This window comes from Microbulbifer sp. CNSA002 (genome assembly GCF_047324085.1).
Lineage (GTDB): Bacteria > Pseudomonadota > Gammaproteobacteria > Pseudomonadales > Cellvibrionaceae > Microbulbifer.
The window spans coordinates 4414430-4438392 of record NZ_CP172449.1 but is presented as its reverse complement, the minus strand read 5'-3'; the positions used below and the strand labels follow the sequence as shown (position 1 = coordinate 4438392).

Below are 23963 nucleotides of genomic sequence, written 5' to 3'. Positions count from 1 at the left end.
CGGTAGTTATCGTTTTTGAAGTAGTAGGACCAAAGCAGGATTGTTAGGGTTCACTCTACTGGGAAAATTTGCTTTTTATCCCCATTGTCTTGCCTCTGTTGTCTTTTGATTCTCCTATAAATCTCTTCACGGTGAACCGGTAAGGTCTTGGGAGCGATTATACCTACCCGCACCTGATTACCTTTAACTTCTAATATTGTTATTGAGACGTTTTCCCCAATCCTGAGGTTCTCGCCTGTACGGCGGTTTAAAATCAACATATTGGTTTCCTAATGAGACGCAAAGCATTGGCAAACCTCCCGCAACGGGAAGGTCCGGAAAGTAATATCGGTTGCAGGTATTAGGAGGGGCGCGAGAACGGTAGGCGTAAAAGAAGAAAAGGCGGGCGCTAGACTCCCAGTGCTTGGGGAATCGCCTCAGGTTACTGAATGTGCAACCTTTTATTGAAGACGAGTGGGTTTCTAGCGTACCATTCATGGAGCCAGTGCGTCCTGAGTATTTTTTTTTATTTATTTTTTTATAAATAAAAAAATACGTGCTATCCAGGAGATGGAGGTCGGCCCTCCGTTATCGCTTTGCAGGAAGTGGTAACAAACCGCCTCAAGGTGATCGGAGTAAAGAGCTTTGGTTAGAAGCGATTGAGGAAAAGGCGTACGAGATACGTCAGGTATGTTGTGTAGAGACGAATGCAAATGAACCACTGATGAGGTGTCGAAAGCGTATTACCAAGATGATGTCAAAACCCGTGCACTGGCTAAGTGCGGGGATAAGCTTGGAGGTTACCTGTTTACCGACCGAGTGGCATCCGGCATAGAGGTGGCGTGAACACACAGCAGGCTTTTGGGTGGAACAGGAGAACCTGTCGTCCAGGTGTTAAGGAAGAGCGTCAAGTAGAGGCCCTACAAGACGTTGAGTACCAAGACTGGTCACAGGGGCGGAACAACCCGTAGTAGTGGAGAAGCGGCTGTAATGGACGTGGAGCGAAGGGGTTGTCGTATTCGGCGACTAACCGTGTAATCAACCCAGATGGGGAGGAATTAACGATTAGCGCAAAGCCATTCAATATTCCCAAGCGAGCGGTTTGGGAAGCGTGGAAGCAGATCAAGGCTAATGGCGGCGGAGCGGGGATTGATGAGATAACGATAGAGCAATACGAATCGAGTCTCGTCAAAAACCTTTACAAGCTATGGAATCGGATGTCATCTGGCAGCTATTTTCCATCAGCCGTCAAACGAGTGGATATTCCGAAACTCGATGGCAGCCTGCGACCACTGGGTATCCCCACAATCGAAGATCGCATTGCACAAATGGTGGCTAAGCAACTGCTGGAGCCAGAATTGGAGAAGGTATTTCACCCTGACTCCTACGGCTATCGGCCAGGCAAATCTGCTATAGACGCAGTGCGTCGAGCTCGACAACGATGCTGGGATAGAATCTGGGTAGTTGATTTAGATATCAAAGGTTTCTTTGACAATATTAATCACGAACTTCTGCTGAGGGCATTAGATAAACATAATAATCATCGGTGGGTCAGACTCTATGTACAGCGCTGGTTAACGGCTCCAGTACAACATCGGGACGGACAGCTTGAAGAGCGAACACAAGGTACTCCACAAGGGGGTGTAATCAGCCCGCTACTGGCAAACTTGTTTTTGCACTACACGCTGGACGCCTGGATGGTGAGAACGCACAGAGATATTCCTTTTGAGCGTTACGCGGATGATGCTGTTTACCATTGTCGTAATCCTCGTGAGGCGGATCGCTTACTGGCGGCTCTAAAAGCACGCCTGGCTACCTGCGGGCTTGAGGCTCATCCAGAGAAAACGCGCAAGGTCTATTGCAAGAATAGTAATCGTAAAGACTCCCACCCAGTGATCCACTTTGACTTTCTGGGGTTTCGATTTGGTCCCAGAAAAGCAAGGAATCGCCAAGGACAGATCTTCACCGCATTTAGTCCTTCAATGAGCCCTAAAGCTTTCAAGAGGATCAAGGATAAGGTTAGGCAGTGGCGTGTGATTAACTGGGTGGATCGATCACTATCTGAAATGGCAAAGGTACTTAATCCCGCAATACAGGGTTGGCTGAACTATTATGGTCACTTTGGGCGGAGATATGGTGTTTATCGGTTACAGAAGTATCTTGATCAAACGCTGATGCGTTGGGCTAGGAAGAAGTTTAAGCATCTGAAGCGAAGCTGTTTCAAGAGTTGGGCCTTTATTGGAAAGGTTCGTCAACAAATGCGCGGCTTGTTTGCACACTGGAGAATGGGAAGATTGAAAATGTGCTGAATACGAAGAGCCGTATGAATTGAGAGGTTCACGTACGGTTCTGTGAGAGGTCGAAGGGGAAGTTCCTTTGGTCTACTCGACCTTTGATAATTATGCTATCAATTTGGTTAGCTGGCCCCGGGTGTTGCCGCACCTTGGGTCAGCGCCTTTTACTTACTCTTACGTCACGCTACCGTTCTCCTTTGAGAATGGGTCTTTTATACAACTCTTGATGTTCTTGTTTTATCTTGGGCTGCTGGCTTGTCGAAGCCGATTTGATCACGGCCCAAAATATTGATAAATATCTATCGATTTTACGCAGCTTTGACGCTGAAGAAAACTGAATAAAATCCAATAAGATTATTTGGGCGCCTATATTTTATTGGTTGTCTGGTTCTATATCTCACAGGTGATTGGTATATTGGTCTGTAGATTTTTTTTCTAGTTGATGTGATTTGTATTTTTAACTTGCTAGAATTTCTTGCGTCTTTTATGAGGTGGGACGGTTTTATCAAAAGAGCTGAAAGGTGGATGATGAAAAGTGGAATTTTAATATTGCTGCTAGCCTCTTTTTCTATGATTACGCAGGCAGGAATTCCTGACGTATTAAAAGCGGATAAAGCAGATTTTATGTATTCTCTACCGGAAACATTTGGTGATACGAAAGTGTCTTTCCATGTGTCCAGCAACCAGCTTGCAGGTTTGACTGTTGCTTACAAGGACCATAATGTGCGTGCCCAAAAAGAATTACTTAAGGGTATATCTTCGCCTTCATGGGACTCTCTTACTGTGGCTTATGAAGATGTAGACGGTGATGAGGTTATTCAACACTTTTCCTTCTGTTTTTATGAAGAGTCAAAGTTAGGCACTAGTAAGCAGCCGAGATTTATTGTCTATTATGTCTATGAAGAAAAAATAGATAGAAGAATTATTGATGATTTTAGTTCACTGATGGCAGGAAACTGTTGGCCAGTTTTATTGAGTCGCCGAGAATAATAGCGCTAGAGAAACGGATAGATGAAAGGCCGGTAATAGCTGGCATTGGACTCGATGGTGAAAAAAACTTTAAGTGCTGTTAATCCTATTGGATTCTTCAACCCATTGTTGGTTAAAGCCTGCTCTTTTGGTATAGCCGATGAAAATATTCATTAGCTTTTCCATGCAATCCTCAAGGTCGACATCAATATCTGGTTGTCCATCGTTTTGATAATCTTTAGCTGCCTGATCTGCCATTTGCCAGAAAAACTGAGTCAGTAGTTTAGTTTCTTCAGCTGAAGTGATATCTCTCTTGCCAAGTAGAATGTCTTCGGCCAGTTGGTTTTTTAGCTTGTGGGAGTAGTGAATTGCTATATCTTTGATGGCAAGTTTATGTTCGTTAAATTTCATCACTATGTGTAAGCCTCGATATATATTCTAATTTTTAAAGAGTTTTCGAGGTGTAGAGGAAGTTGAGAATTTTCGCTAGGCATTATGTCAGAAGGCTTAGGTAGGTTTATGCTAGTATTTTCAGAGACCATAAAAGTTTTAAAAGCAGCTTTTCATTATTATATGGTTCTGATGTTGAAGTTTAGGCATTATCAATTTCATCATCCCACTGCTGCTCATAACCCTTTTCGAAAAGGTATCCGCCAAAGCTGTTGTACAGCTTTTCTAGCCAGTATTCAGAGCTGGCCTCGCAAGGTAGCTCTGACTCTTGTGCGGATTTCTCAACCATGGCCCAGAAGAACTTACTGAGATGAGTGGCTTCTTCTGAAGTGGTTACATATCCACGTTCTAAAATATCCATTGCCACTGTATCTTGCAGTAATTCAGCAAAAAACAGGGCAACGGTTTTCTCTTCTGGATAGCGATATTCGATCACGGTACTAGCCTGCCTGTCTTAATCCACTGGCCAGTAAATACGCACCAGAGGCATCAGTGCCCGGCCTTCCAAATCGAAGCTTTCATAATGGCTGACGATAAGATCGGCCAGGTCATCGAGATCCACTAGGGTGAGGGGAAAGGTGGAGCGGTCGGCTTCGTAGCGGGCTTCGCGGGTGAAGCCGCCAGTGCTCACGAATAGGCCGGAATCCCCTTCCCGCAGGGCGCCGATAAAGCCGCGTATGGCCGGGGCACCCATGGACCCGTTGCGATGTTTTACTTCGGCTTTAATGCGCGGCTGGGTAAGGCCCAGGCCATCCGGTGAGGCGATCACATCGACACCGCGATCAGGGCCCTTGGGGGATACCTTGGCCTTAAAGCTCATCGCGCGCAGTATCGCTGCAACCAACTCCTCCATTTCCTCGGGCAGCAGTGCGGCGATCTTGTCTTTGATTAGTTCGTGACTCTGGGCCACGGTTTCGTCTTTGAGCTGTGCGCTATCAGTTTCTGCGGCTTCGTCTTCCAGGGGCGTTATCGTACGGCCCTCGAATATGGTTAGGAAGGCATCAATGGTTTCCTGGCTTAGGGAGAAGAGGGTGAGGGTGGAGCCGAGGGAGTTCTTTGCTTTCTGGGGCAGCTGGTCGCGGCTGACTTTACCGAGCCATTCCACCTTACGCAGGTTGGGGTAGTCACCGATAATATCCGGCTGGAAGAGATACTCCCCTTTATCGACGCCCAGCAGGTAGTTCCGGGTCTCCGGGTTGTAGCTCACAATATAATCGCCTGCGACAATCTGATCGCGAAATTTCAGGATCATAGCGAGGGCATTGCCGGTAGCCGCAGGCTTGTCATTGCCGTAAATCTTGATGAATTCGTCCCGCAAGCGCTCGGTGCTTGAATACTGGCTTAGGTCTCCCAGCTGTGGCCAACCGATTGCGGCAAAGCCTTTCTCGAAGTCTTCACTGTAAATACCACCGCGCCCGGCGCGGATCATCCATGCATTGGTCATACCTCGAGTTCCCTATTTTCCAGTTCATTTAATCAATTAGTCGATACATTGTAACCCTTACATAGTTTGCGCAAGGAGTGGTGGTCCTGAGTAGCATTCAATGAAACTTGGTGTAGGTGTGTCAAGACCGGAGATCAAAAATAAGTCGCCACAAACCAGGCAACTCTTAAGTTAATGAGTTACCGACCTTTAAATGGCTTATTACCAGAACCAACTCCAGGTAACTTGAAGGTCAATGCAATCTGCTACCTGAATTAAACTTTATTCAATATTCTCTTTTAGTTACTTTCATTCTAATGAGTGACACTAGCCTATAGGAAAGCTAAAGGTTTGAAAACTTGGCGCTAGACAGAAAGCTTGTAACTCTAACTATTTTATAACAATTGGCTTTAAGTAGTGGTTGAAACTCCCGTATACGATAAGTGGATCATCTTGCTGCTCCATCAATAACACATTTGATAACCTCCACCCTGGTTCGCTCTTGGCCTACTATACAGGCAGGGGGAGCTTGCAGGTTGTATTGATGTTGTGGCATTAGAGACCCTTATAATAAACGTGATTATTCTCTACGTGGGTCTTGCGGTTTTTATTTTGAGAACGCAGAAAATAGTGGCACGCATAATCGCTACGGGACAGACTAATTTGTGGTCTTAAGAAATATTGTATGAAAGGCTCGAATACTGGGTTACGAATTCTATCCATACTCATTGATGCTATACTCAAATCTGATCGAACTATTTCAGTACATCCTGATTACCTTTAGGAATCCATTTCTAGATTTTATAGTACCTTTGAAAAAGTACCATCGGTTTCAATATTTCCAAGTTATAGTCCCCTTAGTCAGTAGAACCACATGATAATTCTAAAACGTGTTATTATTAAAATCATAAAATGCTTGAAAAAGCTCTTCCTTTGTATTCATCACGAAAGGGCCGCCCCTAACTACCGGCTCATTTAGAGGTTTCCCCGCAACCAGTATGAAGCGGCTACCTTTACCACCGGCTTCGATTAAAACTTGGCTTCCTTTTGTTAAAATGCCTAGTTGACGCTCAACCAGCTTTGACTTCTTTGATCCCGTATTTAGAGAACCTTCAATTACATAAATAAATGCATTATGTGTTTCTTCTAGATTCTGTACAAATTTATGGTCTTGCGCCAAGGTTACATCAATATAGGTGGGGTAAACGTATCTATTTTCCACAACACCTTTTGTGCCAAAATTAGTTGTCCCTGCAATGACTTTGATGTTTTGGCCTTTTGTAGTTGCTTCAGACGAAATTTGACTTTCTTCAAACTCCTGGTAGTCAGGATCAATCATTTTCTTATCTTTAGGCAAATTAACCCATAGTTGAAGGCCCCTTAACAATCCATCTTTTTGCTCAGGCATTTCCGAATGTATGACACCTTTACCTGCAGTCATCCATTGCACGCCATTTGGCTCTATAATGCCCTCATTTCCCATATTGTCTTTATGTCTAATTTTTCCATTTATCATGTAAGTTACAGTTTCAAAACCTCTATGCGGATGGTTGGGAAAGCCTCCAATATATTCATTGGGGTTGTCGCTTTCGAATGAATCCAATAGAAGAAAGGGGTCCAGCATTTCCAGGTTTTGTGTCCCAATCAAGCGAGTTAACTTTACTCCGGCTCCATCAGAACCCTGTTCACCAGATGTTGAGAACTTTAATTCTCTAATACCTTTTAACATAGTAAATTCCTTGAATTAATCGGTTTCGTTGTTGATGGGTAGGATCAAAGGCTTCATCAGATTGATTGTGTCTATTCATGCTCCACTTCTAAATTTCAAAGGAAGACTATTGACGAACATAGTTCAGATAAAGACCCATGTGGGGGAGTTTAAAGCCATATCGGCAGTAGTAAAATATGAATATATAGATGTATTCGTTCGATTTATTAGAATTGTCAGAGGAAGCTGGCTGAGTTAAGTGGATTCCAGTCATTGTTAGATATGTTGATACAAAAATAATAGAGTGGAATATTATATTTTCAGGTGGTGTTAAAATGAGGTGCCGGGTTACAGCGTCGTATCTGTTTTATTGTTCCAATAAGTGGGCTTATATTGGTTTTTAATTGTCTTGCCGGGAAGGCTAAATAAAATAGCAGTTAGAAAACGAATATGTATTGGACTCAACTATTCTTGTGATAAATACTATAGTGATTTGCTTGTCTTTAGGTTTTTTTGCAGTTATGGATTAGAGTTTAATGGTGTTTATGAGTGTTTTGTCTCAATCGGGATTAAAAGCTTATATCCCTTCCATGGGTGCTTTTTGTGCCTTTGAGAATAGCTATTATGGGTTTACTTTTTTCAAGCTTAATGACAGTTGACTTTTCAAGGCTATAGTGGGAGCTCCTTATTGGTATCATAAGTTATTAAAATAAGAGTTTTAGGTCTACTCTGCTAGGGGATATTCAAGGCCTCCTGGTCTGCAGGGCCTACAAGCTGATTTCTTACAAATACTGTTGCGACAAGCAAAAAACATGAAGCAATTAGCAGCGTATTTGATATTCCTGCGTAGGAAGCTATTTTTCCCCAGAGCATACCTCCTATAGCCATAGCGCCCATATATGTTGCCATAAAAAATGACATTCCTCTTGCCCTTATCCAATTTGGTAGCATTTCCTGAGTAGCCAGAATAAGCGGAGATAAAAAGAGTAACCAGCAAAATCCCGCAGTGAACATTGCTACTGATACATGGATATAGCTGGTTAGAAATGACAGTAATAACATGGATGTAGCATAGCCAATAGATGCGATACACAGTAAATTATCTACTTTTAAGATTGTGCGGAGCTTATTGGTGAAAAACACAGCACTTACCGCACCGAGCCCTAAAAATGACATTAATAAACTGTATGCTTTTGGATCGTCTGTATATAATTGAGATGAAAAAGTGGGGAGTAACGCCCATAGAGCACTAGCAAAAATAAAAAACGACAACGCTCGAACCAGTGCGTGTTGAAGTTTTGATTCTCGCTTTATGTATTTCAGACTATTTTTTATTGCTGATACGAAATTCTCACTATGTTGATTTGTTGCGCCGTTTCTATTCGGTGTCCAATAGCTAAGAGCCATTATGACACATAAGAAAGAAATAGCGTTTAAAGCGAAAAGTACCTCCAGGTTAAAATAGATCAAAAGTACTCCGCCGAGTATTGGACCAATCACTCTTGCCAGATTAATTCCCATGCTATTTAGGGCTATGGATTGGGGTAAGTCTGCTTTGGCTACTATTAGTGGTGTTATAGAAGACCAGACTGGCACCATTAATGCAGTTCCGATACCAATTAAAAAGGTTAACGTCAGTAACGATAAAATAGATGTCGATCCGGTTGCTGTAAGAAGGCATAATATGGAGGTAAGCAGGAGCATCCATATTTGTAATATTATTAAATATCTCTTCTTGTCGACAATATCTGCGAAGGCACCAGCTGGAATCGCAAGAAATAGTGTAGGTAAGGATGCTGCAGATTGAACCATAGCGATCCAAAATGGTGATGAGGTTAGTGAAATCATTAGCCAATTTGCACCAATTTCATGAATCCATGTTCCTGTATTTGAGATTAATGTTGCAGTCCAAATGATCAAAAACAGTTTATTTTTGAATGGGGCAAGGGAAGTCAAGGCTTAACTCTCTTTATAAAGGCCACTGCTTAAAGTGGCCTTTCTGTGGAAGCTATTTATGGCCAGTAGCTGCCATAGAATTTTACAGGTGACCAACTAGGCAGAAGGGGCTCTAGTTTTGGTGATAAAGACTGATAATCCCCATCTCCATATACAACTTCTCCATCTACAACAGTTAGTACAGATCTGATTGACTTGATTTCTTTCAGGGGGACTTCCATGTAATCTTTCGACAAAATTGCAAAATCTGCTAATTGACCTTTAGACAACCTTCCTTTGATATGCTCTTCTCCTGAGAACCAGGCACTGCCAATTGTATAAAGTTTGAGCGCCTCTTCTCGCGTTAAAAGATTTGATGAGTCATAGAGCTTGCGGCCACTGACGGTTTCACCAGTGACTAAATAATGTAGGCCTACCCAAGGGTTAAAGGTTGAGCCCCGTGTGGCATCAGTACCCATACCAATAGGGATACCTTTATCGACAAGCATTCTCAATGGAGGTGTAGCTTTTGCCTTTTCAGCTCCATACCGTTCAGAAAAGTCATCACCAAGGAATACCATACGACTTTGAATGGCAACGCCGCCACCAAGTGACTTTATACGCTCGATATTATTCAGGCCTATTGTTTCGGCATGTTCAATCGACCATCGAAGTCCGCGTAGCGGTTTATAGCTATTTACGTCTTCAATAACGTCTAAAATCCTGGTAATTGATTCATCATAGGTTGCATGAATCCTAAATGGCCATCTACGCTCTACCAGTAACTTAATAATTGGTGTTAGATCTTTTTCCATATCGGCATCCAACACTGGCCTGTCGGATCTAAAATTTTCAAAATCTCCAGCTTTCCATAGTAGATACTCACCTCCTCCATCAATTTCAAAGCCGTGCTCTTTAGTACTGTCAGTGTTTGTCCCCGCTTTATTTCCCCTTGTCCAATTGTGGTAGTCTTCCAGCTCTTTCCCTGGATTCTGTGCAAATAAATAGAAGGATGTTCTCAGTGGTAGTTTTCCTTCTGTGGCCAGTTTTTCCGCGACACTATATCCATCGGGATAACCGAACCCGCCACCTCCAGCGTCAATAACAGACGTTAAACCAAATTTTGCCAGTTCGTGAAATAAGTGAATTGTTGAATTTACTTTTACTTCTTCTGAAGTGTCTGGCAGAGCTGCGATTTTGCCGTAAAAAATTCCAGGATGTGGCTGTGCTAGCATTAACCCTGTGGGTGTTCCATGTGAGTCACGTACGAATTTTCCGCCCTTTGGATCTTCCGTATTGCTGTTGATTCCAAGTTTATCCATGCCCATTTGGTTAAGCATTCCAACACTATAGAAATATTGGATATATACTGGGGTGTCGGGAGCTGCCTTATTAATTTCAGCAATAGTTGGCAACCGTTTTTCCTTGAATTGCCATGGAGACCAGCCACCTATAATTCTTACCCATTCACCTTTTGGTGTTCTACTTGCCTGCTCCGACAACATGTTTAATGCTGTCTCTAGATCGGGCACACCGTCCCAACGTAACTCCCTCGTATAAGCTAATCCGCTACGCAAGAAGTGTGAATGAGAGTCGATCAAGCCCGGTATAACTCGTCTATTCTTCGCATCAATAACTTCAGTCGTTTCACCTCTGTACTGATGTATTATTTCATCGGTGTCTACATCCAGAATCTTTCCGTCTCTAACCGCTATGGCCTGGGCAACTGGCTTGTTCTTATCTTGGGTCGTTACCTTTGCATTTATAATGATCATATCCGCATAAACGGCGCTGTCGAAATTTTCTATCACCCCCTCATTTGCGATGGTTGCGTTTTTACATGCAGCCAAAACCGTGGCGGCACCCATTAAGATTAGGCGTTTTCGCCATACATATTTTGAATATGACATACTAGATTTCTTAGATTTGAAAGCGCTTACCTACCTACTCAGGAGGTATAGTAAGCGCTTATGGAGGAATGAGATCAGAGGGTTATTTAACTTTAGAAGAGGAAAGCTCTTTATATGCTGCGGGGACATTCAATCCAGAGTGAACCCACCCGTGAAGGGCATACCCTTGGTATTTTGGCAGTTGAACTTTCTCAACCGTCTCCTCAAGGGATAGTCCTCTTGCAATTGCCTTTTCCACTTTATTTTTAAGTGCAGTCAAGTAATCAATATGCCATTTTATTGCTGAACGGTTTGTAATTGGGCCATGACCAGGGATAACTAATGTAGATTCATTTATTGCGCCATATACATATTTCATGGTTGCTAATGTTTCTAATAGATGGCCATCAAGCAGCCAAGGCAAGGCAGGTTTGGTAGAGACTACGGGGTTACCTGTCCAAAGTATGTTCTCTCCTTTAACGGAGACAAATAGATCGCCGCCAGTTTGAGCAAAACCAAAGTCATCTATGTCTACAGTTTTGCCTCCTAAATCAATAGAAATACTTCCGTTTTTGGGGACTAAGATATCGCCGGTTTTGGGTATTACATCCTCAATTCCCCTGCCTTCACCGAAGTTACTAATCATGAACGCAGTATCTTGCTCGAAGTAGTTATCTACATAATCCTTTGCACTTTCATGTTGGATAATAGATACACTGCTTGGAAAAACATAGTTTCCATATGAGTGATCACCGTGATAACTTGTATTAACTAAATACTTGATGGGTTTATCTGTTTCAGCCTTGACCAACGATATCATTTGTTCGGCAAGGCGCTCATTTATCATTGACTCTATCACCAGAACAGAGTTTTCGCCGATAACAAATCCGCCACTTGTTGCAATAGGATAGCCATTGCCAGCTTTTTCAGAGGCGTCTGAAGGTATTACAGCATATATGCCATCTGAAACCTTTTGAGATTCAAGGATGACTGTATTGCCATCCCACACGGGCTCTTGGGCAATCGCGTTCACAGTAAAAGCTACACCAGCCAGCAGTGTAGTAATGGATTTAAGCATTGTAGACATTTCCGGTAATTATTAAAACGCGAGAAATCCTACATCATGTTTGCTTAGTAGTTACGGCAAAGATAATATGGATCGAATCTATCGATATATGGTGTACTTCCGTGAAAACCACGCTCGAACAGTTAGAAGCTTTGGATGCTTTAAGGAAGGAAGGCTCAGTATCAAAAGCTGCTGATCAACTTGGCAAGAGTCAATCCACAATTAGTTATACGCTACAAGAACTTCAAGATACCCTAGGTTTAACTCTGGTTGAAAAAGATGGAAGGAAAACCAAATTAAATCATGCCGGTTTACTTTTGAGTGAGCAAGTTGAGGTGTTATTGAGGCAACATTATGACATTGAGAATCTAGCTGGCCAGCTAAAACAGGGGGCGGCAGCTACGTTGAGTATTGCAGTAGATACTTCATTTCCAAAGAGTATTCTCGATACTACTTTGAAATTGTTTCACAGCCAGCAAAAAAATGTCCGCTTGTCTATAAAGGAGCAAGCGATGTCTGGAACTAATGCGTTACTTCTTAATAATGCGGTGGATTTATGTATCGGTATGACTCCACCCCCCGGTTTCTTAAGTGATAAATTGCTAGATGTTGAATTTATCTTAGTGTGTAGCCCAGAACATAGCTTATCTAACCAAAAAAATGTTTCTTATTATGAACTGAAGAGAGAGACTCAAGTTCTAGTAGCAGACTCCGGGTCGATGGATGTTTCTTTCGGTTGGCTTTCGCCAAATGTGAAATGCTCCGTTTCCAACTTGAACGAGGCCTATCGCCTTGTAAAGGGGGGGCTAGGTTATGGCAGGTTGCCGGTGCATATGGTTGCCGAGGATGTTCAGTCAAATGAGCTATGTAAAATTGATATGATTCATGGATTTTCCTATACAGTGTCTCTTTATTTAACTGTAGGTAATAAAGCACAGAATAATTCAGTCAAGCTATTTTCAAAAATTTTGTTCGATATGGTAAAAAATTATCAAATTAAAAGTTGCTGATTTTAATTCGATCTTATAGTCGACCAGAAGTCCTTTAGCAGTTCGCATATAAATGTAAAAGCATTATCAATTATTTACCATCCTTAAATTTAGAATGATTAATAAAGAAGCTATAGATAAATGTGGATTGCTTTCGCAATGTCACTGAGGATAGCGATGATCAAAAACTTTATTATGCGGGGGAGCCTAATCAGTTATCCGGTAGAAAGTGGTAAATTATTGTGTAAATTTAGGCTGATACTCCAACCTGAATAGATAGCTGCTACTGATACGAGTAAACCTTCCTCTTGAGAATGTCTAGAGAGCCTCTGAATAACTCTGCAAGCTCCGAAGGGCTGGCCTTGAAGACTCGCAGAGGCATTACGGAGTTATTCAGAGGCTCCCTAGCAGTCGAGTGCCACCAAATACCAGCCTAGCGGTCGCCAGGTATCGCATGGGTTGCCCGGGCGTGCAATGGCCACCCGAGCAACCGCGCGATTTACTCCGGTACTGCGATAATTAGAAACGACACGTGTGATTCGCTGTTTTCTTGAGTGTGCTTGCTGTTCCCCGAGTCGCCGTCGCCGATCAGTGCGTGTGGATTGTGCAGTATGACCTGCGAGCCTGACGTGGAGTAGGTTTCCGAACCTCCGCCGACTTGCCGGATGTCGTGGTCACTGCTGTCGTAGTGGACGCGATAGCCAGACAGGAACACTACCGCGTCGCTTATGGGTTGGCCCATCTCGACATACACGTCATCACTCGTTTTTTGGAGGTTTGTCACGTACTTTGCGATCAGAGGGGGGCTCTTGCTCAGCTCAATGAGATTGCCATCAATCGATGCGATGGCATTGTTGCCTGAGTCATCGTGCATCTGTGCAGTCGATTGGATACCCACTTCGTAGTTGTTAGGAACCGCGGTGGTTGCATCGAGCTCAATGGTGCGAACGTGGTGTGACTTTGGGGGTTCGCTCGGGTCGTTGTCCTTGTGGTACTCGCACGCCCAGCCTCCCAGGGCAGCATAAGCCTCTGGCTCATCGAGGGGAATGTATTGGCTGGTTGATTCATCGGGGATATCGGTGATGGTTCTCGGTAGGATCACACCGTCTTTGGGGCCGTCGACCACTGCGATGCAAGACAATGTCAATTGGGAGTCTGAGGGGCTTAAACCTTTCTTCTGGCCGAATAGGGTGGCGTCAGGAGTGACGGTGAGGACGGCATTCTTGTTGTGGACCTGGGTGAGCGACAGGCCCAGCGTTTGAGTTTGGTGGTCCGTACCTCCTTCGTATTTGAAGAACCAGTAGGTGGCGGCAACGATGAAGCTCGTCACTTCTGAGCCGTATCTGCTGAAGTCAAACCGGAACCTTCCGCCGTTTTCATCCAGCTGCTGATTGATGTGCATCATCTGAATATTCGGAGGCGCGATTGGGGTGGAATGAAGCTTGATTGGCATATAGGCCCAGTCACCGCCAACCTGGAGATAGGCGGGCGAATTCGTCTTCTTGACCTGGAAGCCGGGAATCGCGATGTCGACACTCCCTTTCTTCGAACTCAAAATTGAGATGATCAATTGAATGACCCAGCCAAGCGGAACGAATGCCCACCAGAAGGGGAGCTTCGCTTTTGTTTTCACCTGAATGTTGAGCACATCGTCGTAGGCGTTGAAGCTTATCGTCGCAGAGAGCTTTAGGGTTTGGTAGACCCACAGGGTCATGGCCCCACGCTTCACTCTGATGTCGGCACTGATAACAAGATCGCCGTCGTTGTTGAACGCCGCTTGGAGGTTGTTTTCTTTGATTTTGATATGCGCACCCTCAATCACATCCTCGACGTCTGTGTTGAGGTACATTTTTTCGGGGTAGGTATCGGTCACCGTCAGCTGCGATGAGGTCAGTGGTGTTGCTTCAGCAATCGCCGCGGCCACCGAAGTCAATATGATGTCGTTGGATACGATGAGTGCGGATGTACAGTTGCTAGGGACAGTCTGTGGTAGAAGCGCGTCTATTGGCTGGCGATTCCCACGGCATATCCCAAGTCCGAACAGGTTTGAGTCGGAGTCGCCATCAAAGGCTGTATACATCACCCCGATATCCAGGTTCCCGGCGGGCAGGGGGGTGTGTTGAGCAACCGTGTACTTGATGGGCCAATCAAAACTTGAGATGAGTTGGTCGACTGCTCCTTTCATCGCGTCGGTAATGTCGAGGCCCTTGATCGACTTTGAAAGTTGAATATCGCTGAGGTCAAGTTCCATCATGTCCCAGTTGGGCTTCTTGATGGTCACGGTGACTTGCCCATAGTGGTTGATGCTGGCGCTGGCTTGCATTTTGTCTAGGTCAAGAACGAGCCGGGCGTGACCGGGGCTTTGGCCCTGCGCATCTTCGATGTTGCTTGTGATACCTGGGAACTTGATGAACCCTGTGATGGGCAGGTCGAGCGTCGCCTTTAGGTCTTCGGGAGCGATGAAGGCGGGACAATCAAATGCGAACTCGTAGCGAACCTTGGCGGGGCCCTTGCCGACACTTCCGCTGAATGACCATTGGCCGGAGTCGCCTTCGAAGAGCTCGCTAATCCAATTGTTGACCGCTCCTTGAGTCGAGGCACTGATCAAATCCCAGCCTTGCGAAAGGTCTGGATCTGGCGAGGATTCAACTTCTTGCAGACCTTGCTGCTGTTCAATTTCTTCTTCAATTAAGTCGCTTGGCTCTTCTCGGTCAAACAGGCCGCGCAGCTCCTCGACCAGCTCGGGGTTCGGGTCGCATACCCGCTGAAAGGTCGAAATTGGGTCGAGCGCAAATTGGCGTGCATTGCCTTCAGATTCACCGAGCCACTTGAGCATGCGAGCTTCATGTTGCAATAGGTTGCTCAGGACGGGGTCACGTCGCAGTGGGTCTGTTTGAGATGTTGGCGTGAATTCGAAAGAGAGAGAGGTCGAACTATCTAATTGTGAGGCTTGCTTGCCTAGCAGGCGCTGCAGGTCGTCAGGAGAGAGTGTGAGGGACGCGGTTTGCTTTTTGAGGCGGCGCTGCAGGCTGTCGGGAGAGAGTGTGAGAGTCTCTTCCATGATGATGCTCCGTAATATTCATTAGTTTGATTTTTTTGAAAAGGCGAGTGGCCGGGTAACACCACGAGCCCTCTTTGATGCGGCAATCGAACATCAGGCCTACTAGAAAATTGCCACCCGTCCTAAGTTACTCTTCAAAAGGGCACCAGCCAACAAGGTCGAAGGCATTATGAGGGAAAATATTGATGTCTTTTGTTTGATAACATTTTTTGCGCCGTTATTGAGATGTTCTAAATGAAGCCTTTCGGTGAAAAGTTACGGGACTATTGCAGCAGCAAAGGCTTTATCAATAGCTCTTGAGGTTTTTGCTACTGGATGAGTATTGTGTGACAGATCAAAAACGTTCCCTTGGATATGAAAAGCGGAGGAAGGAGAGGGCTAAATAACGTGCCAAAAAGCTGTTATCAGATTTTGAAGAGACGGATAAGACTGGGCTTTTTAGTGGCGGTGAAAATGCGATGCGGCATGATATTCATGGTGGGAAACCTGCATGACTCTGGTCTAAATGATAAAAGAAAAAATCTCAACTCTATCTGATAGGAGTTCGCCCATAAACTGAGCTAGCGAATTCCGGCTCTGTGTTAGCCGGGGTATCTTTTCACTAAGTATTTCTAGCTTACTCTGTAGTGAGGCTTTAACGGCAGGGCATCCATAAAACCGAGGTATTGAATGCTCATTCTCTAGGTACAGTAATAATTCTTTTATTGTTTTTTAGTTAACCCCACTTTAATTCGATGTTTTTACTCGCCAATATCTTCATGCCAGATCTCAGGGTGCTGCTGGATAAATTCATTCATAAGACTAATGCAATCAGAATTATTTAGGATGGTTAGGCTTATGCCTTCAGATCTGAGTAACAGTTCATCTCCCTGAAAGGTTTTGTTTTCACCGATAACAATATTCCTAATACCGTATAAACGTATGGCTCCGCTGCACATTGGACAGGGCGAAAGAGTCGTATAAAGCGTGCACTTTTGATACTCGACCGCTCGTAACCTTCCAGTCTTTTCCAATGCGTCCATTTCAGCATGCTTGATAACACTATCCTGTTGGATACGCTGATTGTGGCCTCTGCCGATAATTTCTCCATCACGCACTACTACACAGCCGGTGGGAACACCTCCTGCGGCCAAGCCCTTGCGCGCTTCCTCAATGGCTGCTTGCATAAACGCTTCGTGCTCAGACTTGCTCATGGCAGTCCTTTATTTAAATTTTTAAGGATGCTTGAAGTATAGAGTGAATAGCTTTATTGATACATTAATGAAAGCTAAGGTGACGGCGAAGACTATTGCCAATAGGTTTGTATTTTTCGACTAGTGATGGCTCTTACTGATATGAAAAAACCTTTATCGGTGTCAACAGGCGAGCAGCCTGCTTGATTGTTGATAAACCTTTCTCTCGTGTATAGGTGCAGCTCGTGAGTATTGTAAGGAGTGCATCACATGATCGATGGGTGAGGCTTTGTTCTTTATGGGGTGAGTGGCTAAGTGGTTTTTTTAAGGTATTGTTTTAACCAGGTTAATGGGTAGAAATATGGGTATTCCTAACACAATCTTGATTTGCCCCGCTTATTTAGAAGGTTCCGACAGGCATTGAGCCTGTCAGATGAAAAACGTCCAGCGCCTAGCGAGCTGCCGAAAGGGAAATCGAGATTATCTATTGCTATTCACTCTTTTAGAGCCGACGTACATTGCAAATAAACGAAGGCCGATGGAAATTAAGACAAGCATACTTGGCGCTGTATGAGCGGGTATTGCCTTTAATTGCGTGATTTCTCTTTGAAGGGTCATCGTTTGGTGTGGGTTGGTCTGGTGCTTTGGAACCTGAATGACGTTTTTCTTAAGTAATTTATCGAACGACTCGATTTCTCCCGCAAGCATATCCAGGAGTTCCAATTCGGTCTTGCCTTCCCATGGTAGCTGTGTCCTATATGCGTCAACTGCTTTACCAAGCTTTTTCCACTCTTCTGCGAGGAAGGCTTCAAGTGATGAAAGGGTTCTCAGCTTCGAGTTCATGGATTGATTGACTCGGTAGGCGTTTTGTCCATGAGCGCCGCTCGCCATCATTCCAGCAAAGTGCTGTACGTTATGTTTGGCGGTATTCAGGTTCCGGCTGATTAAGTTAAGTTGATCCAGGGTGCGAACCAGAGTCTGATCAAATCTCGGATCTTTATCCTTAATCGCTGTCAGAGCGGTGTTAACCAGTCGACTCACCTGTATCTTGGTTGCATGTTCGTTGATGGACATATCCCTTTATCCTCGTAAATCCATTGAAGAATGTGTTCCACCTCTCTGATTTGAGATGAATGTGCCACATTCAGGTTTTTGCTTGATGAAAACGCGAATTCTAAATTAAATCTGCCGAGTGTCGCGGTCTAATAGAGTACGGGCCATTGCACGGAAGCCGGGGGCGGTCATGGTTTCATTGTCATAGCCCAGTGACCAGGGCTAGAGCCTGTTTAGCAAGAGGGTTAATGTGTGGCTGGCCCATTTTCATTTTTTCGTTGGGCAGTTTTATGTGCTTGGCATCCCAATTGATTTCCGTCCACTCAAGTTTTCGCAATTCTCTAGCGGGCAGAGTAAGAGAGGGGGTAGTTTTAGGGCTGCTCTTACTATTGGGGTCGTCTATGGCAGTTAGTAGGCGCCCGATTTCAGTAGGGTCTGCAATTGCTGCCAGGTGTTTTTTCTTGGTGGGGCAGTGGCGCAAACCTGCTCGCCCCCGCAATTAACCCCACTAAAAATGGCTGGATTTGGGTTAGATTAATTGGGATGGTCCAGATAAGCAAAAACCCCGGAAACACTAGGTTTGCGGGGCTTTCGTGGGCTGTCTGAGACAGCAATTTGGTGGAGATGGCGGGAGTCGAACCCGCGTCCGTCAGCACTCTGCCAGAGGCTCTACATGCTTAGCTCCGTCTATTGATTTAACCCATTACAGCCCGGCGGTCAGGACGTATAGGGCGATCCCGAAATTTGTTTAACCGCTTACCCACGGGTATGGCTTGCGGCGATCCAGTTCTGTATAACAGTCTACAGCGCGATACTGGAACCTTGCTGAAGACTGCTAAGGGACGAACCCTTAGTTAGCGCTTCACAAGCTGCTTACGCAGCGAGTTGGGCACCGTAGTTGTCGTCGTTGGCAACTAATAAAATACAGCTTTGGATTTACGAGATTCGCTGCCATCTCGGCATGCACCCAAGGTTTCGTAACCGGCGTCGAATCCAAGTCATCCCCGATAAGAAACACTCATGTGTGTCACCTAAGTATACCTCAAAATTCACGTTAGCAATAAATTTTATGTAATTGGCATTTGAGCGATCAGAGTCGCTTTAGTCAGGCGCTTTGAGGGAGGGCTTAGGTGGGAAGGGAGTTCCCGGCGGTGAGGTACCGCCGGGGGGAGATCAGTTTAGCGAATGGACTGTACGAAAGCGGTCAGGATTAGCAGTGGGCAGACGATGCGCACGTACCAGGGCCAAATCTTCCAGAACAGGGTGTTTTCGATATCTTCATGGCCTTTCTTGAGCTCACTCAGTAGCTGGTCGCGGCGCCAGATCCAGCCGGCAAAGATACATAGTGCAATGCCGAGCAGGGGCTGGCCATATTCAGTACTGATACTGACTGCCAGTCCGAAGAGGGCGTCGAAGTTGTAGATGATGCCGCAGCTCACGCCGAAGATGATCAGGCCAACGATCGGGGTGGCGATGCGGCGGGGGATATTCAGGTTCTCGATAGAGAAGGCCACCGGCACTTCCAGCATGGAAATGGAGGAGGTGAGGGAGGCGATAACCATCAGTGCGAAGAAGGCGATGGCGACGAATATCCCGGCTTCACCCATGGTGTCGAACAGTGCTGGCAGCACTTGCAGAATCAAGCTCGGGCCGGCGATCAGGGAACCGTCGGCAGAGAAGATCTGGGTACCGGCTTCCTGGGCTACGTACATGGCGGGCAGGATTAGCAAGCCCGCTGTGAAGGCGATGCCCACATCAATCAGGGTTACCAGGGCGCCGAGGCGCGGCAGGCTTTCCTGCTGGCTCAGGTAGGAGCCGTAAATCAGCATGGTGCCTACACCCAGGGATAGGGAGAAGAAGGCCTGGCCCATGGCGGAAATTAGCAGATCCGGGGTGAAGTGGTCGAAGTTGGGCATCAGGTACACTTCCAGGCCGGTCAGGGCGCCGGGCTGGGTGAGTACGTAGCAGATCAACAGCAATAACAGGATGATCAGCGATGGCATCAACAGGGTGGACCAGCGCTCGATCCCCTTCTCAACACCACTGGCGATAATCAGCATGGTAAGACCACTGAAGATGGCGGTCATGATCATATTGCGATCGGTGCTGTTGCCGGCCAACCACTGGGCCGCCTCTTGGGCGCCGAACAGGCTGGCGAAAGGTTGGGCCAGGTGGGCCACCATCCAGCCCGCCACAATGGCGTAGAAGCTCAGGATCAGGGAGGCCACCAGGATACCGCCGAAGCCGGTCAGGCCCCCGAAAAAGCGGCTGATGGGCCCGTTGGAAATGGAGCGCAGCGCCTGCACCATATTGCGGCGCGCGTGGCGGCCGATGGTGAGTTCGGCCATCAGGGCCGGATAGGCGAGCGCAAAGGCTAGAAATAAGTAGGCGACTACAAAGGCGGCGCCGCCGTTGCTGGCAGCCTTGGTTGGAAAGCCCCAAATATTGCCGAGACCAACGGCGGAACCCGCCGCGGCCATCAAAAAGCCAATATTCGAGCTGAACTGTCCTCGCGGTGCACTCATGGTAAATCCCGTAATTATTCTTCTAATAGTTCACTGTGCACTATTTGTGCGCCGAGCGCATTAGGCGCTGCTTTTCGCGGTTCCAATCGCGCTTCTTCTCAGTCTCGCGTTTGTCATGGCTCGCCTTACCTTTGGCAAGGCAGACTTCGCACTTCACTAGATGCCCTTTCCAGTACATGGCTGTGGCAACCACGGTGTGGCCCTTCTGCTCAACAGCGGCGATCAGCTTGGAAAGTTCGCGCTTGGTGAGCAGCAGGCGACGGGTGCGGTCGGGCTCGGTAACAAAGTGGGTGGAGGCACTGGGCAGCGGCTGGATGTTGGCACCCAGCAGCCAGGCTTCACCGTTTTTGAAAATGACATAGCTGTCGGTCAGTTGGGCTTTGCCCTCCCGACAGCTTTTGACTTCCCAGCCTTTCATCTCAACGCCCGCCTCAAACTTTTCTTCAATGAAATAGTCGTGGCGGGCCTTCTTGTTGAGGGCGATGGTATTGGATGTTTGTGCTTTCTTTTTCTTGGCCATGAAAACTACGAGTGACTATATAAAACTGTGTCCAAAAAACTTCAGGGCCACGGTATTGATAAAGATAAGCAGCAGTATCAATGGGATAAAAGTGCCCAGGGAGAAGTTAACGTATTTTTGCGAAAACGAGCCTGCAAAGTTGCTGTCACCTTCTTGCAGCTCTTTATCAAAATTGGATTTCTTCCATTTGTAGATCACGAACAGACATACCAGCAGGCCGTTTAAAGGCAGGATGGTGTCGTAGAAGATGATCTCCACCAAATCGAAGAACGACTTGTTTGCGCCGGCCAGTTGTACAAACTCTGTAAACCAAGTGGCCATACCGAATGATACGGCGCAAGCGATGGCCAGTACAAATTGAACTGCCGCAACGATGTAGATGGCCTTCTTACGCTCCATGTTGCGCTCGTCGCGCAGGGTGGCGATAGGCACCTCGATAATGGAAACCAGTGAGGTAATGGCGGCAACCAGTACCAGGAAGAAGAAGATGGCCGCTACGGCGCTGGCGCCCATGTAGCCGATTCCGTCTTGCAAAGCGAGGAATATCTTCGGCAGGAACAGGAAGATCATACCGGCGGACGAGTCGCTCAGCTCTGTCGGATCAATCTGCGGGTTAAAGTGGAAAATACTCGGCAAAATTAGCAGGCCAGCAGTAAAGGCTACCAATGTGTCAGTAATCGCAACGGCACGGGAAGAACCGGGAATGGAGTCCTTCTTCTTCATATAGGAGCCGTAGGTAATCATGATGCCCATTCCCAGAGACAGGGAGAAGAAGGCCTGGGCCATGGCTTTACTGATTACGTTGCCATCAATTTTGCTGAAGTCGGGTACCAGGTAGTACTGCAAACCGAGGGCGGCGTTATCCAGAGTCAGTACAAAGAACACTAGTCCCAATAACATGACAAACAGCATGGGCATCAGGGTTTTTGCGGCCCGCTCGATACCGTCTTTAACGCCCATAGCGAGAATGGCATTGATGATCAGCATCAGGACAACCAGGTAAATAAATACCGTGGGTGTATTGATAAAGTGGATAAAGAAATCCGGGGTGGCGAGCTTATCCAGGTTGCCGGAGAAGATCTCTACCAGGTATCCCATTACCCATACGGTAACTACCAGATAAAAAACCGCGATCATAAATGGCGTGATCAGGGCCAGCCAGCCGGGAATACTCCACAGCGTGGAGCCCTTGGATATCTGCCGATAGGCCCCGACGGGGTCTTTATCTGAACGGCGTCCCATAGCGAGTTCGGCCATCATCACAGGCAGACAGATCAGAAATACGAAGAGAGCGTAGACCAGTAAGAAGGCGCCGCCCCCGCTCTTGGTGGCTGCTACAGGGAATGCGACCAGGTTGCCAATACCGACGGCGGAACCTGCTGCGGCCAGGATAAAGCCCAGCCTTGACCCAAAATGCTCTCTCACTGCGGTCATAAGTACTCTCGCTATTATTTTTTGAATGCTTGTAGTTTTTGTTACTGCGGCTGGGGCTAAGTGTGGCCCACCGGTAAAAAATGCGATTGTTGCAGGAATTGTCTTGCTTGAGTAGCGCCGACTGGCAAAATTAGCCGTTCAACGGTAATCCCAGGTAATTTTGCCTGATGGACTGGGTTAGACAGTAGGAATGACTGAAATAGAACGCAGTGCGCTGGTGATGTACAGCGCGGAACAAATGTTTGATCTGGTCAACGATGTGGCCAGTTACCCACAATTTTTACCCGGCTGTCGCGCTGCGGAGATTATCCACAGCGATGACACTACTTTAGAGGCGCGCCTGGATTTGTCGCGCGCGGGTATAAAGCAGAGCTTTGTAACCCGAAATCAGTTGGTGCGTCCCAAGTCGATGACGCTCAAGCTGGTGGATGGTCCTTTCGAGCAGTTCGAGGGACTGTGGGAATTTACTCCACTGGCTGAAAATGCCTGTAAAGTTAGTTTTACCCTTTCGTTTTCGATGAAAAATCGATTGATCGCGGCGGCTGCGGGAAAAATTTTCAGTGACCTGGCCAACCAGATGGTCGCGGTTATGTGTGAGCGCGCGGAAGAAGTTTACGGGAAACCCCAATGACAGAAGAGAAAACAATCTCGGTGGAGGTGGTGTACGCACTGCCCCACGAACAGCGATTAATGCGTTTGTTGGTGTCAGAGGGTACCACTGCGCGGGAGGCGCTAATTCGCTCGGGAATTCCCAAGGAGTATCCTGAAGTCGATCCGGATACGGCAAAGATGGGTATTTTTGCCCAGGTGCTGGGGAGTAAGGGGCTGCCGCCGGCGGAAAGTTATGTCCTGCAACCCGGGGACCGGGTTGAGGTGTATCGCCCCTTGATCGCCGATCCCAAAGAGGCGCGCAAGCAGCGCGCCGAGAAAGCCAAGCGTATGGCTGAGAAGAAGAAAGGCGCCGAGGGGACTTCCGCTTAGGGCCAGCCTGTGGGCTGCCAGTCGCCGCTGGTGGCTACCAGGGAGTCTTCATCAAAGTAAACGCTAAAGGTCTTTTGGGTGATGTTGCCTTTCTTGTCGCGAAGGCGATTGACGTAATCCCAGCGGTTGGGGTTGTACGTATCTTCCAGCAGCGGAGTGCCCAGAACAAACTGTACCTGGCGTCGCGTCATCCCTGGCTTTAGCTGATCCACCATCTCCTGGGTAATGATATTGCCCTGCTGCACCTCAATACGGTGTACACCGGGGAATTTTACGAGTGTGCAAGCTCCCAGCAAGCTGCACAGGAAGGCGATAGTGAGAAATCTCAGACTAGGCGGCATTCATTGCTCCATTATTCGGTTTCAAACGGCAGCGCTCACGCTGATTTCTTACAAACAGTCAGTTTAGTCTCAAGTGGAGAAAAAAAGTTCCTCCACTTACCAGTTCTGCCCTAAGTGAGCAGTACGGGGTTTCTCTGACTCCGTAGGGCATGGGATAATACCTGAAGAGTTGGC

Annotated in this window: 20 protein-coding genes and 1 other RNA gene; 5 read left to right on the top strand and 16 right to left on the bottom strand. The window is 46.5% G+C overall.

The window, feature by feature from the left end; translation table 11 throughout:
• Nucleotides 1-50 precede the first annotated feature (50 nt).
• Entirely contained in the window at nucleotides 51-260 is a 210-nt protein-coding gene (gene csrA, locus ACG1BZ_RS19700; RefSeq protein WP_413663294.1) for a carbon storage regulator CsrA, read from the bottom strand.
• Nucleotides 261-989: 729 nt separating this feature from the next.
• Between csrA and ltrA the strand changes: the two genes are divergently transcribed.
• Both ltrA and ACG1BZ_RS19690 read left to right on the top strand, forming a co-directional pair.
• Nucleotides 990-2288, top strand: coding sequence for a group II intron reverse transcriptase/maturase (gene ltrA / locus ACG1BZ_RS19695; RefSeq protein ID WP_413662121.1), 1299 nt, complete (start codon nucleotides 990-992; stop codon nucleotides 2286-2288).
• Nucleotides 2289-2798: 510 nt separating this feature from the next.
• Nucleotides 2799-3263, top strand: coding sequence for a hypothetical protein (locus ACG1BZ_RS19690; RefSeq protein ID WP_413663293.1), 465 nt, complete (start codon nucleotides 2799-2801; stop codon nucleotides 3261-3263).
• Between the two features lie 69 nt (nucleotides 3264-3332).
• Here the strand turns inward: ACG1BZ_RS19690 and ACG1BZ_RS19685 are convergent, their stop codons facing one another.
• From ACG1BZ_RS19685 to ACG1BZ_RS19655, 7 genes are all read right to left on the bottom strand, one after another.
• Nucleotides 3333-3653, bottom strand: coding sequence for a hypothetical protein (locus ACG1BZ_RS19685; RefSeq protein WP_413663292.1), 321 nt, complete (start codon nucleotides 3651-3653; stop codon nucleotides 3333-3335).
• A 181-nt stretch (nucleotides 3654-3834) separates the two neighbouring features.
• Nucleotides 3835-4128: a hypothetical protein gene (locus ACG1BZ_RS19680; RefSeq protein ID WP_413663291.1), complete on the bottom strand. Its 294-nt coding sequence runs from the start codon at nucleotides 4126-4128 to the stop codon at nucleotides 3835-3837.
• Nucleotides 4129-4146: 18 nt separating this feature from the next.
• Nucleotides 4147-5136: a restriction endonuclease gene (locus ACG1BZ_RS19675; protein WP_413663290.1), complete on the bottom strand. Its 990-nt coding sequence runs from the start codon at nucleotides 5134-5136 to the stop codon at nucleotides 4147-4149.
• An 862-nt stretch (nucleotides 5137-5998) separates the two neighbouring features.
• Nucleotides 5999-6844: a pirin family protein gene (locus ACG1BZ_RS19670; RefSeq protein WP_413663289.1), complete on the bottom strand. Its 846-nt coding sequence runs from the start codon at nucleotides 6842-6844 to the stop codon at nucleotides 5999-6001.
• A gap of 711 nt (nucleotides 6845-7555) precedes the next feature.
• The gene (locus ACG1BZ_RS19665; RefSeq protein WP_413663288.1) at nucleotides 7556-8779 is read right to left on the bottom strand and encodes an MFS transporter; all 1224 of its coding nucleotides are present in this window, start codon (nucleotides 8777-8779) and stop codon (nucleotides 7556-7558) included.
• 56 nt (nucleotides 8780-8835) lie between these two features.
• Nucleotides 8836-10668 carry an amidohydrolase gene (locus ACG1BZ_RS19660; protein ID WP_413663287.1) on the bottom strand — a complete coding sequence of 611 codons (1833 nt, stop codon included), beginning with the start codon at nucleotides 10666-10668 and terminating at the stop codon, nucleotides 8836-8838.
• Between the two features lie 82 nt (nucleotides 10669-10750).
• Nucleotides 10751-11725, bottom strand: a complete 975-nt coding sequence (locus ACG1BZ_RS19655) for an MBL fold metallo-hydrolase (protein ID WP_413663286.1) — start codon at nucleotides 11723-11725, stop codon at nucleotides 10751-10753.
• Nucleotides 11726-11835: 110 nt separating this feature from the next.
• On the opposite strand from ACG1BZ_RS19655, the gene ACG1BZ_RS19650 reads away from it, so the two are divergent.
• Complete coding sequence (locus ACG1BZ_RS19650; protein ID WP_413663285.1) at nucleotides 11836-12723, top strand: LysR family transcriptional regulator; 888 nt, start codon at nucleotides 11836-11838, stop codon at nucleotides 12721-12723.
• A gap of 478 nt (nucleotides 12724-13201) precedes the next feature.
• On the opposite strand, the gene ACG1BZ_RS19645 is transcribed toward ACG1BZ_RS19650, so the two are convergent.
• The 7 genes from ACG1BZ_RS19645 to ACG1BZ_RS19615 form a co-directional block, all read right to left on the bottom strand.
• Entirely contained in the window at nucleotides 13202-15763 is a 2562-nt protein-coding gene (locus ACG1BZ_RS19645; protein WP_413663284.1) for a hypothetical protein, read from the bottom strand.
• 740 nt (nucleotides 15764-16503) lie between these two features.
• Nucleotides 16504-16956, bottom strand: coding sequence for a nucleoside deaminase (locus tag ACG1BZ_RS19640; protein ID WP_413663283.1), 453 nt, complete (start codon nucleotides 16954-16956; stop codon nucleotides 16504-16506).
• A gap of 459 nt (nucleotides 16957-17415) precedes the next feature.
• Nucleotides 17416-18009, bottom strand: a complete 594-nt coding sequence (locus ACG1BZ_RS19635; protein ID WP_108734457.1) for a hypothetical protein — start codon at nucleotides 18007-18009, stop codon at nucleotides 17416-17418.
• 595 nt (nucleotides 18010-18604) lie between these two features.
• Nucleotides 18605-18994, bottom strand: a transfer-messenger RNA (tmRNA) gene (gene ssrA / locus ACG1BZ_RS19630).
• A 172-nt stretch (nucleotides 18995-19166) separates the two neighbouring features.
• Nucleotides 19167-20513 (bottom strand): sodium-dependent transporter, encoded by a 1347-nt coding sequence (locus ACG1BZ_RS19625; RefSeq protein WP_413663282.1) that lies wholly within the window; start codon nucleotides 20511-20513, stop codon nucleotides 19167-19169.
• Nucleotides 20514-20553: 40 nt separating this feature from the next.
• Nucleotides 20554-21033 (bottom strand): SsrA-binding protein SmpB, encoded by a 480-nt coding sequence (gene smpB / locus ACG1BZ_RS19620; protein WP_282931304.1) that lies wholly within the window; start codon nucleotides 21031-21033, stop codon nucleotides 20554-20556.
• A 15-nt stretch (nucleotides 21034-21048) separates the two neighbouring features.
• Nucleotides 21049-22467 (bottom strand): sodium-dependent transporter, encoded by a 1419-nt coding sequence (locus ACG1BZ_RS19615; RefSeq protein WP_413663281.1) that lies wholly within the window; start codon nucleotides 22465-22467, stop codon nucleotides 21049-21051.
• Nucleotides 22468-22657: 190 nt separating this feature from the next.
• Between ACG1BZ_RS19615 and ACG1BZ_RS19610 the strand changes: the two genes are divergently transcribed.
• Complete coding sequence (locus ACG1BZ_RS19610; protein WP_413663280.1) at nucleotides 22658-23098, top strand: type II toxin-antitoxin system RatA family toxin; 441 nt, start codon at nucleotides 22658-22660, stop codon at nucleotides 23096-23098.
• Entirely contained in the window at nucleotides 23095-23448 is a 354-nt protein-coding gene (locus ACG1BZ_RS19605; RefSeq protein ID WP_413663279.1) for an RnfH family protein, read from the top strand. Before ACG1BZ_RS19610 ends, ACG1BZ_RS19605 begins: the two co-directional genes overlap by 4 nt.
• Here the strand turns inward: ACG1BZ_RS19605 and ACG1BZ_RS19600 are convergent.
• Nucleotides 23445-23789, bottom strand: a complete 345-nt coding sequence (locus ACG1BZ_RS19600) for an outer membrane protein assembly factor BamE (protein ID WP_413663278.1) — start codon at nucleotides 23787-23789, stop codon at nucleotides 23445-23447. The genes ACG1BZ_RS19605 and ACG1BZ_RS19600 overlap by 4 nt on opposite strands.
• Nucleotides 23790-23963: the final 174 nt, after the last annotated feature.